The organism is Pseudohongiella acticola (assembly GCF_001758195.1).
GTDB lineage: Bacteria > Pseudomonadota > Gammaproteobacteria > Pseudomonadales > Pseudohongiellaceae > Pseudohongiella > Pseudohongiella acticola.
The window spans coordinates 1,732,791-1,748,294 of record NZ_MASR01000001.1 but is presented as its reverse complement, the minus strand read 5'-3'; the positions used below and the strand labels follow the sequence as shown (position 1 = coordinate 1,748,294).

At 54.9% G+C, this 15,504-nt stretch carries 11 protein-coding genes; 5 read left to right on the top strand and 6 right to left on the bottom strand.

Features of this window, described 5'->3' with window-relative positions; all coding sequences use genetic code 11:
• Positions 1-104: 104 nt before the first annotated feature.
• Positions 105-2,111 carry a putative bifunctional diguanylate cyclase/phosphodiesterase gene (locus PHACT_RS07365; protein WP_139141468.1) on the bottom strand — a complete coding sequence of 669 codons (2,007 nt, stop codon included), beginning with the start codon at positions 2,109-2,111 and terminating at the stop codon, positions 105-107.
• Between the two features lie 169 nt (positions 2,112-2,280).
• On the bottom strand, positions 2,281-3,930 hold the full coding sequence (locus PHACT_RS07360) for a mucoidy inhibitor MuiA family protein (protein WP_070116585.1): 1,650 nt from the start codon (positions 3,928-3,930) through the stop codon (positions 2,281-2,283).
• A 161-nt stretch (positions 3,931-4,091) separates the two neighbouring features.
• Here PHACT_RS07360 and PHACT_RS07355 point away from each other — a divergent pair, with 161 nt between their 5' ends.
• The 3 genes from PHACT_RS07355 (at position 4,092) to PHACT_RS07345 (ending at position 7,263) form a co-directional block, all read left to right on the top strand.
• Positions 4,092-4,655 (top strand): LemA family protein, encoded by a 564-nt coding sequence (locus tag PHACT_RS07355; RefSeq protein ID WP_083264418.1) that lies wholly within the window; start codon positions 4,092-4,094, stop codon positions 4,653-4,655.
• Positions 4,652-6,349: a DUF2207 domain-containing protein gene (locus PHACT_RS16320; RefSeq protein WP_070116584.1), complete on the top strand. Its 1,698-nt coding sequence runs from the start codon at positions 4,652-4,654 to the stop codon at positions 6,347-6,349. The genes PHACT_RS07355 and PHACT_RS16320 overlap by 4 nt, the downstream gene beginning before the upstream one ends.
• A 164-nt stretch (positions 6,350-6,513) precedes the next feature.
• Positions 6,514-7,263, top strand: a complete 750-nt coding sequence (locus PHACT_RS07345) for a cupin domain-containing protein (RefSeq protein ID WP_070116583.1) — start codon at positions 6,514-6,516, stop codon at positions 7,261-7,263.
• A gap of 26 nt (positions 7,264-7,289) precedes the next feature.
• Here PHACT_RS07345 and PHACT_RS07340 read toward each other — a convergent pair whose 3' ends face one another.
• Complete coding sequence (locus PHACT_RS07340; RefSeq protein ID WP_070116582.1) at positions 7,290-8,051, bottom strand: exodeoxyribonuclease III; 762 nt, start codon at positions 8,049-8,051, stop codon at positions 7,290-7,292.
• A 31-nt stretch (positions 8,052-8,082) separates the two neighbouring features.
• A complete protein-coding gene (locus PHACT_RS07335; protein WP_245730629.1) occupies positions 8,083-9,255 on the bottom strand; it encodes a PA0069 family radical SAM protein in 1,173 nt (390 codons plus the stop codon).
• 150 nt (positions 9,256-9,405) lie between these two features.
• On the opposite strand from PHACT_RS07335, the gene parC reads away from it, so the two are divergent.
• Positions 9,406-11,658: a DNA topoisomerase IV subunit A gene (gene parC, locus PHACT_RS07330; RefSeq protein ID WP_070116581.1), complete on the top strand. Its 2,253-nt coding sequence runs from the start codon at positions 9,406-9,408 to the stop codon at positions 11,656-11,658.
• A 14-nt stretch (positions 11,659-11,672) separates the two neighbouring features.
• Here the strand turns inward: parC and PHACT_RS07325 are convergent, their stop codons facing one another.
• Positions 11,673-13,739 (bottom strand): EAL domain-containing protein, encoded by a 2,067-nt coding sequence (locus PHACT_RS07325; RefSeq protein WP_070116580.1) that lies wholly within the window; start codon positions 13,737-13,739, stop codon positions 11,673-11,675.
• A gap of 4 nt (positions 13,740-13,743) precedes the next feature.
• The gene (epmB, locus tag PHACT_RS07320; protein WP_245730627.1) at positions 13,744-14,772 is read right to left on the bottom strand and encodes an EF-P beta-lysylation protein EpmB; all 1,029 of its coding nucleotides are present in this window, start codon (positions 14,770-14,772) and stop codon (positions 13,744-13,746) included.
• A gap of 136 nt (positions 14,773-14,908) precedes the next feature.
• Between epmB and efp the strand changes: the two genes are divergently transcribed.
• On the top strand, positions 14,909-15,478 hold the full coding sequence (efp, locus tag PHACT_RS07315) for an elongation factor P (protein ID WP_070116579.1): 570 nt from the start codon (positions 14,909-14,911) through the stop codon (positions 15,476-15,478).
• Positions 15,479-15,504 lie beyond the last annotated feature (26 nt).

Below are 15,504 nucleotides of genomic sequence, written 5' to 3'. Positions count from 1 at the left end.
GGCAGGAAGGTTGAAGAGCGCCATCAATAGTCAGAAGACCAGCAAAGTATCGCAAAGATAAAGATCTTAATTGGCAAGATACAATCCAATATAGTGCGGTCACCTTATGTCAGGTCATTCCGCTTGCCCTGTTTATAGTCTTGATGCCACTGAGCTAGCTTGTCGATAGTCATAGGGTAACTGAAATAATAGCCTTGTGAGCAGCCAATGCCGATGTCAGATAGCTCATCTGCTTGCTGTTTGGTTTCAACACCCTCTGCGACCACCGAATAGCCGAGCTGCTTTGCCATATATTGAGTAGCTTGAATAATAGCTTGACCGCCCTCGTTCATGGATGCGATGAAAGAGCGATCGATTTTGACAATATCGGCGGACATCTTTTGAAGTTGTGACAGAGAAGAAAATCCAGTACCGAAATCATCTACAGAGACTTTGATGCCCAAACTTCGTAATTCCTTAATTCTCGCAAACATGACCTCTGTGTTATTTGCAAAAACAGATTCCGTAATTTCCAAATGTAACCTGGTAGCAGGAAATCCAGAGCTGAAGAGTGCTTCCCTTACAATTCCGATGAAGTCATTGCGCAATAACTGAGGTACTGACACGTTGACTGAAATATCAACCTTGTCTCCAAAACACCAATTTTTTGACTCTGCGCAGGCCGTCATCAGCACCCATTCACCGATTTCGTGGATAAGCCCATATTGCTCGGCAATTGGAATGAACTCGTGGGGCGGCACCAGTTCACCATTGAGCTCCCAGCGGAGCAACACTTCACAAAATGACACTTCATTTGTTTGGTTGTCGATAACAGACTGATACACGAGATGAAATTCATGGTTTTGCAATGCTAGTGCCAAGCCTTCTTTTAGTTGCTGTTCGCGCAGCTGTGATTTTCGCATGTCGACAGAAAAGACACGAACGTCTGATTTTTCCTCCTCTTTTTGTATATACATTGCGGTATCTGCAAGCGAAATGAGCTCAGATTCGTCGTTACCATGTTCAGGATACATCGCGACGCCAATGGTTGCGCCAACCGTGAGCTTGTTTAAATCAATTTGGATACTTTGGGATAAAGATTTAATGAGGTCTCTGCCAAAAAGAATGGCACCATCACTGTCAATATCCTCAATGACAATTATAAATTCATCTCCACCCCAGCGACAGATATGGTCTGGCCCTTTTGAAAACAAGATGAGTCGTTGAGCAATAGCAAACAGTACCTTATCTCCGACGCCATGCCCTTGAGTGTCGTTAATTGCTTTAAAGCCATCGAGATCAATAAACAACAACGCGAATGAGCCCCCTTGAGCTTCACAATTCGCGAGGATTTTAGACAAGCTAGTGGAAAACGCAGTACGATTAAACAAGCCGGTCAGCGGGTCTATATTTGATAGCGCAAAAATCTCTCTTGTTCTGTCTTGTACTTTGCTTTCGAGCGCTGAATTCGCTTCAGAGATTTCTTTGTTTTTCTCTTCCATCGATTCAACCAAATCGGCGTTTTGGTTTTTCAGCATAATCGCATTGCGTGTGAAATTTGCAGCTCTGATACTGCCAAGCGCAAGCACTACAGCGAAGAATAAGCCCAGCACTCCTAGAATATTTTGATTTCTATCGTCACTTAACACCATCATGACCGAGAGTGGCGCTATCATCAGAACCGAATAGGTTACTGATAGCATCATATTGCCAGATAGAACAGTGGCTCCGCCGCCAGCCAGGGAAGATAAAACAATGATGAGCGTGGTCAATTCCAACAAATCAACCGACTGTATGAGAACCAAGGCATATGTCATCCATAATATCGATGTAATCAGCACCGATACGACAAATCGACTCTTGGGACCTGAGGTCTGAAAGTTGGTGTGCCGTAAATTCCGATGCCAATAAAGTGTATCGAGTAAACGAAACAACATGAGACAAAGGAATATCACGCCCCACAGGTATTTGGGACCGTTTAAATCAGGGTCAGGAAAACCGAAGACAAGTGCTAACGCACAAGCTATGGTCACAAACAGGCCGCCCATGCTATTTTCGTATAAGGCAGATATTGAGTCTCGTTCAATTACACTTAACTGACGAGGTTCCGTTGGTTTGATAATATCGCTCACTTATAAAAGGCACGTAACCCATTCGATTCAGGTAAAAAACCGTATATTTCTGATTGTAGTCCAAAATACTTTATTAACAAGCCCCAAAAGCTATGGTTTTCAGGTATAAAAATGCTGAGCTGAGTAGGTGGCACATAGACATGCTAGCTAGTCTAAAAAAGTGTTAGATTCATGGCGATATATAAATATCGCTGTCCTGCGGGTACCGGATATCGTAATAGTGACGAATGCTCTCGGTTTCCTGTGGCGCCAGTTCAAATTGCCACAACATCAGGCCGGACTGGCCACCGACATCGGTCTCGTCTGCGGTGGTTGCCTGCCGGGGTATCTGCACACTGATGTCTTCATTGCGCGTTACCGGCACCTGGTCCAGCACCTCGACCTGTACTGGCTCCGGGTGGCGGCTGGTGATCTCGTAACGAATGCGCTCTTCGCGTACATCGGCGCGACGCAGCAGGCCGGTGGTGCCGGATTCCTGTTGCTCATCAAAGCGAACCACCTCGATACGCTGGTCCACACCAAACGCAAGTCGAACGGACTGGCCGGGCAGCATTTCTGCTACACGTGTGCTGCCGACCAGTGCGCCGTCCCGATAAAGCTGCAGACGGGCATTCTGCACAGGAGTTTCCCCGCTGTAGTCAAAACGTGCTTCCAGGTACGCTTGTGCGACACGCGATGGCACGGCGCGCGAAACCAGATCAACCTCGATATCGCGACGGTCGACCGGGAATATCTGTTGCTGACGATCGGCGGCCAGGCTGACGCGTCCGGGAATGACATAATCCACCTGATAACGGGTGTCGACAGGGGTGGCCGGCGCGAAAGTCATGCCAGCGCCGCCGATGAGCGATCCGGTGACGACAACTTCTTCTACGCTGTCGCTGCGACTTCTGGCGACAGGCCGACGACGCTGATTATCGACAAACAGCGGCTGCAGTTCGGGCGTGGTGGGGTTGCTGGAAGGCGTGGCGGTACTCAGTGTCAGGGAAACATCGTCCCAGTTCTCGCCGGTGCCCTGCGTAATGGCGACCTGTCGGAACAGGCGCAGGTTGCGGGAAGCTGTGTCCAACCGGGCTTCGTACAGCCAGCTCCAGGAAACACCGCCTTGCGGATAAGTCAGTGAAACCTCGGTGCTAACCGCGTTATTGCTTTGCAGGCTGATGCGCAACTGGCTGCTGGCAGGACGGTTACTGGCAACCTGGTCAAGTTGGAATTGCAACGCCGCAATCTGCTGGTCCAGTGTGCGCAATTCAATGTTGGCGCTGCGAATCCGTTCACGTGCCTGTGCAGAATTTTCTGACATCACCGTGATCAAGGTGGCCAGTTCATCGCCACTGATTGATGGCGTTGAACCGGTGCCGCCGGTCAGATTTTCCAGCAATCTCAGTTCGGATTCGGCAGTAGCGATGCGGTCGACGATAACCTGGCGATCATCACGGCGCGCCTGAAGCTGTTCACGCAGTTCGTTTTCGCGACCGCTGCCAGCGCTGGAAAGCAGACTTTCCTGAATCTGCATGTTGCTGAACTGGACGCCAGCGTTGTTGATGTCCAGTTGCAGCAGGGCAGGGTTCAGACTGCTGGGCAAATCGTCAATTATCAGCGTGCTGGTCCCCGCTGGAATAGCAACCTCGCCAGAGCGCGTGATGCTGGCTGAATTGACATAAACCGTCACCGCCTCAATGGGCAAGGTGCCAGTCACTTCATCGGGTTGTGCCTGAATTGCGCCGCCGCTACAGAGCAGTGCGAATGCAGTCACCAGTCCTCGCACAACCGTGCGATCACGAAAGTCAGTTATTAAACGCCGCGGGTCCCTGAACATAAGATTCTCCTGATAAAATTGGCAATTCAACCGTTTTTGATCATACCATGGTTCAAAACATGGATTTAAAACATGCCCGAGCACGGTCTAAAACACGCCCGGGCGGGCAGGGTGGTGATCCGGCCGCTGATGGGAAATGCTTCGCTAAGAAAGGGTGTGACATGCTTGATTTTCTGCTTGTTTTGCTGGTGTCGCTGGCGTTCTTGGTGGTGCCGGGCATCTGGATATATAACCGTTTGGTCGCGGATCGCAATCAGGTACAGGCCGCCTGGAGTGACATTGATGTGCAGTTGATGCGCAGGCATCAGCTGGTGCCGCAGCTGGTGGAAACCGTAAAAGCCTATGCCGCTTACGAAAAAGCCACACTGGCGGCAGTGACAGAACTGCGCTCGCGTAGTGAGGCAGCCAATCATCTGCCGGACAAGGCGGCGATAGAAGAGCAGCTTGTCAGTGCGCTGACCCGGATTACCGTGGTGGCAGAGGACTATCCGGACCTGAAGGCCGATCACAATTTCCGGCAGCTACAGACCGAGCTGACCAGCATCGAAGATCATATACAGTATGCCCGGCGCTTCTATAACGGCGCGGTGCGCATTTTGAATACCCGTATCCAGTCCTTTCCTCATTTGCTGCTGGCCAGACCGTTGCAATTCAGGCCTGCCGAATTTTTTGCGGTGGATGAGGCGCAGGCGCGTGAGCTTGTTAGCGTGGAGCTGTCATCATGAAAAAACTGACGTCTGTATTAACGGCCCTGCTGCTAAGTCTGCTGATCACGCCGGTGGCGGCGCAGGAGCGGATTCTTTCTTACCACAGTGATATCGACATTGCCGCGGATGCGTCCATGGAGGTCACCGAAACCATTCGGGTCAGGGCTGAAGGCAACAATATTCGCCGTGGCATCTACCGGGAATTCCCCACCCGTTATCGTGACCGGCTCGGCAACCGCTATCGGGTTGGTTTTGAGGTATTGGAGGTCACCCGTGATGGTGAGCCGGAGATCTGGCAGGCGACCCGTCGTGCCAATGGTGTGCGTGTCGACTTTGGTGGCGATGATTTTCTGGCTGTGCCGGCGGAGTATGAATACAGCATTCGTTATCGTACCAACCGGCAGCTTGGTTATTACGATGACCATGACGAACTGTACTGGAATGTCACCGGCAATGGTTGGGATTTTGCCATTGAGCAGGCCAGCGCAACAGTGACCTTACCGCAGGCAGTTGCGTCAGGTGAACTGGCCGTGGAAGCGTATACAGGCGTCAGTGGCGATCAGGGCCAGGCATACGAGGCGGAGACCACAGCAGGCTCGGCCAGCGTGCAAACCACACAGGCATTGCCACCGCAGAACGGGCTGACATTGGTGTTCAGCTGGCCCAAAGGCGTCGTGGCAGAGCCAACCAGCTGGCAGCGCTTTCAGTATCTGTTAGTCGACAATCGCGGCTTGTTGCTGGCACTGCTGACGCTGATCGCCAGTATCGCCTACCTGTTCTCGAGCTGGGTGCGGGTCGGGCGCGATCCGGAAGCCGGCGTGGTCTTTCCCCGCTATGAGCCGCCGGCCGGCTACTCGCCAGCGTCTTTGCGCTACATTAAACGCATGAGCTATGACCACACCACGCTGACGGCGGCCATTGTCAATCTGGCAGTGAAGGGGTATCTGACGATCAACCAAAGCGGCAAGGAGTACACCCTGAGTAAAACCGATTCGACCCAGCCGCTGGCCGCGGGTGAACAGGCGCTGCTGACCCGGCTTTTTCGTAGCGGCGATAGCCTGAAACTGGAGCAGGAAAACCACAGTGAAGTCTCGCGTGCCATCAGCGTGCATAAAAAGTCGTTGGCGGCCGATTACCGCAACAAGTATTTTGTTAGCAACGCCCGCACCCTGTTGCCGCCGATTGCTGGCATCGTGATCATGTTTCTGGTGGTGCTTCTAATCGGCGGTATTACACCCCTGTCGGTGATTGCCTTTGTGGTTAATATCCCGTTGCTGTTGTTATTTTTCTGGTTGATGCATGCGCCAACCGAGGCGGGTCGCAAATTGCTGGATCGGGTAGACGGTTTCAAACTGTATCTGGAAGTCGCGGAGAAAGATGAGCTCAACCTGCGCCATCCGCCCCAGCTGACACCGGCGTTATTTGAACGCTACATGCCTTTTGCCATCGCGCTCGGTGTTGAGCAGGCGTGGGCTGAAAAGTTTAGCCGTGTATTTGCCAGCCTGCAGCAGGAGCGAGGCACGCCTTACCATCCTGCGTGGTACTACGGCAGTTTTAATGCCACACGGATGGGAGAGTTCTCGACGGCAGTGAGTGGCGGCTTTTCCTCCGCGATTTCGTCTGCCTCGCATCCACCGGGCAGTGGCTCGGGTGCAGGCGGCGGTGGATTTTCCGGGGGCGGTGGTGGTGGCGGAGGTGGTGGCGGGCGCTGAGTGTCGGTGTCTTTGGCGGCCTGGTCGGCGGGACGCTCAACATCAATCTCCAGTTCGGTGGTGACATACTCCGGCTGAGCCAGCGCAATCAGGGTCTTCTTCGTTTTTGATTTTCCTGTCATTTTCAGTTTGCTTATTACAGCAAGGGGCGGTTTAATTCAGTGATGAGAGTTTTCATTAAAAAATCAATGTTCGCCACGGCCTTTTGCACAGCACTGCTGGGTATGGACGTTCATGCCCAGCCAGAGACCCTGACAGAAGGCGCACCTGAAGATTTTGCTGGTCTGACGGACCCGGTACGCGTGGTGCCGATTGTGCAGGAACCGCGTCATCGTACGGTTCATCGACTGGAAACTGACGCGGGGGCAGACGTGCGGTTATTGGACGTGCAGATCAATCCCGGCGACATGACACTGCCGCATACCCATGATGCCGCCATTCTGTATACCTTTATCAGCAATGGCGAAGGCCCGTTAAACGGCCGTCTGTCCAGCGTCACACGCTATATCGATGAGCAGTACACCCATCGTGTCAGTAACCCGGGTCCGGGCCTGTTCCGTATCATTGCTCTGACCAGCTACGCTGAGCCGGTGACGGATGCTGAGTCTGCTGCTGATTTGCCGACCGGTCTGGCGCAAGCGCCGGATATCAACAATGGCTGGTTCCGTGCCTGGCGGCTGACGCTGCCGCCGGGTGCAACCACCGACATGATTCAGCATCAACACCCGGCGTTTGTGGTGCAGGCATCCGCAGGCGAAATTCAGTTGCTGCGTAGCGATGGTATCACCGCAGAGTTGCAGGCGGCTGGTCACTGGTCGGCGCTGACCGAGGGACAGCATTTCACCCTGGTGAACCGATCAGAACAGGCGGTTGTCCTGGTTATCAAGGAAGCCCGCGTGACGCTGGGCGACTAACTGGGCTACTGATTTTTGGCAACAGATCAGTCGATCTCCAGCACCACTGGGCAGTGATCCGAGCCAAACACGTCATTGAGGATCTCGGCGCTTTTGATTCTGCTCGCCAGTTTTTCCGACACCAGAAAGTAATCCAGCCGCCAGCCCACGTTCCGGGCACGGGCACCACCGCGCATACTCCACCAGCTGTACTTCACGGTATCCGGATAAAGATGACGGAAACTGTCGATGTAACCGGCCTTGAGCAGGTTGCTGATGCCATCAATTTCTATTTGGGTATACCCGGCACTTTTGTTGTAATTTGCATCTGGCCTGGCGATGTCGATGGGCTGGTGACAGACGTTCAAGTCGCCGCAGATGATGACTGGTTTTTTTATCTCCAGCTGTTCAACATGTTTCTGGAAATCCCGGTCCCACTGTTCGCGGTACGCCAGGCGTTTCAGTTCGCTGCCGGAATTGGGTGTGTAAACCGTCACCAGGTAAAAGTCATCAAATTCGGCAGTAATCACCCGGCCTTCCTGGTCGTGCTGCTCGATATCCAGGCCAAAGTCGACTGATAACGGTTTCTGCCGGCTTAGTATGGCTGTACCGGAATAGCCCGGCCTAACCGCCGAATGCGGTAGCGCCTGGTAGCCGTGGTCATCGCCCAGCGCGGTCATCACCTGATCATCCTGCGCCTTGGTTTCCTGCAGGCACAACACGTCTGGATTCAATTCTGGCAGCTTGCTAAGAAAATCTTTTTTGATGGCAGCGCGAATGCCATTTACATTCCAGGAAATAAGTCGCATGAGTGTGGGTCCTTGAGTCTCTGTTCGGGCATTAAAACATATCCTGTTGGTGCGGCGAACCATCGGTTTTGGCGGCAGCAGCGGGAATGTAGCGCGGGCGGGTAAATCCGCTGGCGTCCAGCTCGGCATAGTCCTGTCGCCGGCTTGCCAGGCCACTTCGACGCATGGCGACATCATACCGCTGTCGGATCAGTTCCGCCCAGACGCCTTCGCCACGCATTCGCGTGCCGTAACTGGCATCGTAGTCCTTGCCACCGCGCATATCGCGCAGCCGCCCCATGACCCGTTCCAGGCGATCCGGGAAATGCATGTGCAGCCATTGCTGAAACAGCGGGTTCACCTCCCAGGGCAGGCGCAGCACAATATAGCCGGCGGACGTGGCGCCGGCGTCCGCCGCGGCATACAGCACCTGTTCAAAATCCTGGTCGGTGATAAACGGTATGATGGGCGCTACGTTTACACCTACCGGGATACCGGCTTCGGCCAGCCGGGCCACGGTTTTGATGCGCCGGGTCGGCGAGGCTGCGCGCGGTTCCAGTTTGCGTGACAGCGCATGGTCCAGGGAGGTAATGGTGATGGTCACGGTCACCTGGCGTTTTTTGGCCATCGCCGCCAGGATGTCAATGTCACGTTCAATCAGTGCCGATTTGGTGATCAGGCCCACCGGCTGCCCGCATTCCTGCATGACTTCCAGAACCTGGCGGGTGATGCCCAGTTTGCGTTCACAGGGTTGATAAGCGTCGGTGTTAACGCCCAGGGCAATGCCCTCCGGACGCCAGGAAGGGCTTGCCAGTTCGCGTCGCAGCAGCTCGGCAGCATTGATCTTGGCGAACAGTCGTGTTTCGAAATCCAGCCCCGGCGACAGTTCCAGATAACTGTGTGTCGGCCGGGCAAAACAGTAAACACAGCCATGCTCGCAGCCGCGATAAGGGTTCAGCGACACGTTAAACGGAATGTCCGGTGACTGGTTGCGGGTCAGGATGCTGTGCGCGATTTCTTCGGTGATTTGGGTGCGAGGTGCACTAGCCTCATTTTCCGCGCCGTTCCTGCCATCACTCCAGCCATCACTCCAACCATCACTCCAACCATCATGGAAGTCCTCGCGCAACTGGTGCTCGAAGCGGCCTTGCAGATTGCTAAGGGCGCCACGTCCTTTGATGGCACGAGAGGCGGCGGGCGATTCTGGATCAGAAAAAGAAGACAAGGCATTACCAATACTGTATAAATAAACAGTAGTGTACGGCTGTAGACGGGGATACGCAAGCCTGTCCGGCGCCGGGACACTACAGATGCCCCGGCCGAATGTGCTATAACACCACATCCGTTTCCCTTAGTCAGAGATATACTTTAGCGTATGACCATGAACATCACCATAAACGCCGACGGCACTGAGCAGATTGCGCTCAGCAGCTATACCCGTCAGGCCTACCTGAACTACTCCATGTACGTGATCAACGATCGCGCGCTGCCCTATATTGGCGACGGCCTCAAGCCGGTGCAACGGCGCATTGTTTATGCCATGTCGGAGCTGGGCTTAAAAGCCTCGTCCAAGTTCAAGAAGTCAGCGCGGACCATCGGTGATGTCATCGGTAAGTTTCATCCGCACGGTGATTCTGCCTGTTACGAGGCCATGGTATTGATGGCGCAGCCGTTCAGCTATCGCTATCCGCTGGTCGATGGACAGGGCAACTGGGGTTCGCCGGATGATCCCAAGTCCTTCGCTGCCATGCGTTACACCGAGTCCAAATTGCAGAAATACGCCGAGCTGTTGCTGTCCGAACTGGGTCAGGGCACAGTGGAGTGGAAACCCAATTTTGACGGCACCATGGATGAACCGGCGCTGTTGCCTGCGCGCGTGCCCAACGTGCTGCTTAATGGCGGCAGTGGCATCGCGGTAGGTATGGCCACCGATATTCCGCCACACAACATGCGCGAAGTGGTCAGTGCCTGCGTGCATCTTCTGGACGAGCCCAAGGCCGTGTTGGCCGATCTGCTGATGCACGTCAAAGGCCCGGACTATCCCACTGAAGCGGAAATCATCACGCCGGCTGCCGATCTGCGCACTATGTATGAAACCGGTCGCGGTTCGGTTAAGGCACGGGCTGTCTATAAAGTGGAAGACGGTGATATTGTCATCACTGCGTTGCCTTATCAGGTGTCCGGCGCCAAAGTGCTGGAGCAGATTGCCGCGCAGATGCAGAAAAAGAAACTACCTATGGTGGTGGATCTACGTGACGAGTCTGATCACGAAAACCCCACCCGCATTGTCATCGTGCCGCGTTCGAATCGGATTGATGCCGATGAAACCATGCTGCATCTGTTTGCCACCACAGATCTGGAAAAAAGTTACCGCGTCAATTTCAACATGATTGGCACCAATGGCCGACCACAGGTGAAAGACCTGCGTGTCATTCTGAGTGAGTGGTTGTCGTTCCGGACCGAAACCGTACGCCGTCGCCTGCAGTATCGCCTGCAGAAAGTGCTCGACCGTCTGCATATTCTGGAAGGCCTGCTGGTGGCGTTCCTGAACATTGACGAAGTGATTCACATCATCCGCACGGAAGACAAACCCAAGCCGGTGCTGATGGAGCGTTTCGGCATCGACGACGTGCAGGCCGAGTCCATCCTGGAGCTGAAACTGCGTCATCTGGCCAAGCTGGAAGAAATGAAGATTCGCGGCGAGCAGGATGAGCTGGCCAAGGAACGCGCCTCACTGGAAGCGTTGCTGGGTTCCGAGCGCAAACTGAAAACGCTGATCAAGAAAGAACTGATCGCCGATGCGGAGCAGTATGGTGATGACCGGCGCTCGCCACTGGTGCAGCGCTCGGAAGCACAGGCCTTCAGCGAAGTTGAACTGATTTCCTCGGAACCGGTGACAGTTGTGTTGTCGAAAAGTGGCTGGGTGCGCTCGGCCAAAGGTCACGAGGTTGACCCTGAAGCGCTGCAGTACAAGTCCGGTGACAGCTTCAAAATTGCTGCCAAAGGCAAGAGCAACCAGTCCGCCGTATTCCTGGATTCGACTGGGCGAGCGTACAGTGTGCAGACGCATACGCTGCCGTCGGCGCGCGGGCAGGGTGAACCTTTAACGGGACGCCTGGCGCCTCCGTCGGGTGCATCGTTTGAAGGTGTGTTGCTGGCGGATGACAAGCAGCCGGTGCTGATGGCCAGTGACGCCGGTTATGGCTTTGTTGCCAATGTCGGTGATCTGCAGAGCAAGAACAAGGCGGGTAAATCAGTATTGAGCCTGCCCAAGGGGGCGCGGGTATTGACGCCGACACTGATTCAGAATCCGGAAACAGATTTGCTGGTGGCCGTGACCAATGAGGGGCGTATGTTGTGCTTCCCGGTTGCCGAATTGCCGGTGCTGGCGCGCGGCAAGGGCAACAAGATTATTGGCATTCCGTCTGGCCGGGTGGCCGATCGGCTGGAGTTTGTGGTGTCGATGACTGTGTTGCCGGCCGAGGGCGCGGTCACCGTGTTTGCCGGAAGGCGGCACCTGACCCTGAAAGCGGCAGACCTGGCTCATTATCACGGAGAGCGTGGCCGCCGGGGTAATAAACTGCCACGTGGTTTCCAGAATGTTGACCGGGTAGACGTTGCCGGTTAATCCGGTTTAAGAGATCAGCCTACCGAGTCGAGGCTGATCTCTTCTGTCTTGAACAGGCCAAACTCCATGCTCTGCTCAGGTTGCTGCAGACAGTTGCCCTGCACAAAATTGACATTGCACTGCCACAGCAACGGCAACACTTCGATATCTTCAACCATCGGTGCAATCACCCTGACGCCCTGCGCATGCAGGGTGCTGACCACGTCGTGTAATCGTTCGCGCTGATCGGCATCCAGCTCAACCTGATGCAACAGTGAGCGATCCAGTTTCACATAGTCGGCCTGCACCTGTCCCAGAACCCGGAATGGGTCCAGGCTGCAGCCAAAGTGCGTCAGCGCCAGTTCGAAGCCAAGCTCGCGCACCTGCAGACAGAATCGTCGTGCTTCGACCGGCGCACTGACTACATCCATCTCACTGATCTGCAGAATAAGCTGGCGAGGGCTTTGTTTGTGTCGTCGCAGCTCCTGCGTCAACCAGACCAGCAGTGTCTGGCTAAGCAGTGAATTAGGGGTCAGGTTGATGGTCAGACGTAGCTTCGCGTTGTTGTGCCCGGCAATCGCACGCAGCGCATGGCTGATGACATAACGATCGATGCGTTCGCCATAGCCGTGCTGGTTGGCGGCATCCAGGAACTCACCCGGGTAAATGATGCGGTCTGCCATCGGCAATCTTACTCTGACCTCATAGTATTCGCTGGCATCGACTTTCAGGCTGACTGTGGGTTGATATACCAGCAGCAGTGAGTCTTCACTCAGCGCCTGGCGCAACAGCGTCATCGTGGCGCCGGTTTCTCCGGCGGAGGATGCATTGGCGTGTTGATACTGCCGCAGCGTCTGGTGCTGGCGGGCGCGGATCAGCAGCGTATCAACATCCGGGGCTTCATCCGTGATCATGGCGGCGCCGATGCTGAACTGTAATTCGGTGCCATCGGGCGCCAGACCCGCCAGCAGATTACGCTGGTTGTCCAGTCGGGCAAGCAGCTGCTGGCAGCTTTCGGTATCGGCATCCGGCATCAGCACAATAAAATCACCGGCATCAAGCCGACCCAGGACTGCCTGTGTCGGACAGGCCGATGCCAGCAGTGACGCTATTTCGCTCAGCAGCAGATACATATCGGTTCTGCCCAGGACCACGGCGATGTCGGACAGATTGGCGGCACTCAGCATAATCACGGCGCTGAAGCGGCCCTGGTATACCGCGCTGCTGATGGCCTGGTTCAGCAGCCGTTCCAGGCCGGATTCGTTAAGCAGCCCGCTTTGCAGGTCTTTGCTGCGCGCGGCACTGATGGCGTTGTGGTGAACGGAATTGCCTTTGGCCGGCTGGATCAGCACCTGCAGGCTGTTGTCGCCATTGATGGTGATGGCGGAGCTGTCCAGCGTGGCGCGTATTTCACTACCGTCGCGGCGCAGGGCGGTAAATTCGCAGCGCTGTTGTCCGGCATCCAGACGGTGGCGCAGGAAATCGCGTACTTTTTCCAAATCTTCGTCAGCAACCAGGTCCATGAAGGGTACGGCGTGCAGGGCTGCTTGACTGGGAAAGCCAAAAAACGTCAGCCAGCCCTGATTGGCATATTGATGCAGGCCGTCCTGCAGGCAGGCGATGGCCTCGGAGGTGGCGTCCATGAAACTCTGCAGTCGCTGATGCAGTTCGCGGAGGCTGCTGTTGGCGCGCCTGGCTTCGCGTCGCAGTTTCAGTTGTTCCAGCTCCCGCTTGATGCGATAGACAAATTCAACCTGACCGGCAGCCGAATCCAGCAACGTGTCATTGATCAGGCCGGCAGCCCCCAGATTCAGCAGCGGCAGCCAGCGGGCCGGGGCGCGGCAGATCAGCAGGCAGGGTATGTCGCGGCGTGATGACTGCAACTGGCGTAGCAGGGTTTCATTGGCCTGGCCTGGAACATCGGCGAATAACAGGATCAGGTCATGGCTGTCACAGCCCGGAACACAGTCTGGCAGATGGTTGCCTTCAAATTCGCGCACCCGCACACCCAGTCCGGCACGGCGCAGCAGGCCAATGATCTTGTCGGCTTTGCCGGATGGGCAATGATTGACCAGAATGTTATGCGTAACCGTAAGATCCATAGCTTTATAGTAGTCCGGTTTTAGACGATTCGCCGGGTATTTCCCTCACCAGCCTGGGGACCAGGTAACCGGGAAGGCGCTGTTTTAATTCCATTATCAAATTCATGGCCTTATCTTCATTGACGTCAAAATGTGCGACGCCCTGTACTTTGTCCAGTGCATGCAGGTAATACGGCAGCACTCCGGCAGCAAACAGGGCTTCACTCAGATCCGCCAGGTCCTGCACAGAATCATTGATCCCTTTCAGCAGCACACTCTGGTTCAGCAATGTGACACCGGCCGCACGCAGCCGCTGCATGGCCGCAATCACATCAGCATCGATTTCATTGGCATGATTGCAGTGAATGACCATGACTTTCTGCAAGCGACTGCCACTTAGCCATGCCGTCAACTGTTCGTCCACGCGCGCAGGTACCAGCACGGGTGTGCGCGTATGTATACGTAATCGGCCGATGTGTGGGATTTCTGAAATACGATTTGTCAGCCAGGCCAGATGTTTGTCGCTGGCAGCCAGTGGATCACCGCCACTGTAGATGACTTCGCTGATCTGCGGCTGCTCCGCCAGCCATTGCAGGCTCTGCTCCCACACCTGGCGTGCGGGGACTTTGTCCTGATAGGGGAAGTGTCGACGGAAACAATAACGGCAGTGTACCGCGCAGTGCGGGGCGGCGAGCATCAGGATGCGGCCCTGGTATTTGTGCAGAATGCCCGGTTGCGGGTTAAAATCGGCCTCCGAAAGTGGATCGAAGCCGTATCCGGGGGTATCATCACTTTCCTGGGCCGTTGGCAGTATCTGCAGTAACAGCGGATCTCGCGGATCCCCGGGCCGCATCCTGGCGACAAACGGCCGGGGCACCTTGAGTGGGAATGCGTGCAGGACGTCAGCCGGAATGCTGACATCATCGGGGCTGAGCCCCAGCAGTTGCAGCAGTTCCTCCGGTTCTGTGATCAGGTTGGACAGTTCCTGTTGCCAGCGCCGCGCGCTGCCATCAGGGTGGCGCTGGGCCAGCACTAGAGAAGACATCGAATACATTTATCCGCTTGAAGGTACACACAGGCATATAACATGCTGGCCATGTTAAACCGCCTGTCAGGCATTACCAAGGCCTAAACTAAAAGGCATTAAACCAAAAGCCGCAAAACCGAATGGCTAAAATTGAGAGGGAACAATGGCGACATTTTCTACCAATGAGTTCAAACCTGGCCTCAAGGTACTACTGGAGGGAGATCCCTGCAGCATTCTGGACAACGAGTTTGTTAAACCCGGCAAAGGCCAGGCCTTTAATCGCGTGAAATTGCGAAATCTGCTCAATGGCCGGGTGTGGGAGCGTACGTTTAAATCCGGTGAATCACTGGAAGCGGCCGATGTCATGGAAACGGATATGTCCTATCTGTATACCGATGGCCAGTTCTGGCATTTCATGAAGACTGATGGCAGCTTTGAACAGTTCGGTGCGGACAAGGCCGCCATTGCCGATGCGCTGAACTGGCTGAAAGAAGAAGACGTGTATCTGGTCACGCTTTATAACGGCAACCCGATCAACGTCAGCCCGCCCAATTTTGTTGAAATTGAAGTGGTGGAAACTGACCCCGGCCTCAAAGGCGATACGGCTCAGGGCGGCAGCAAACCCGCAACACTGGCATCAGGCGCCGTGGTTAAAGTGCCTCTGTTTGTCAATATTGGTGATGTGCTGAAGGTGGATACGCGCACCGGCGAATACCAGAACCGGGTCAGATAAAACCCGCTCCGGCATTCGCGCGATGC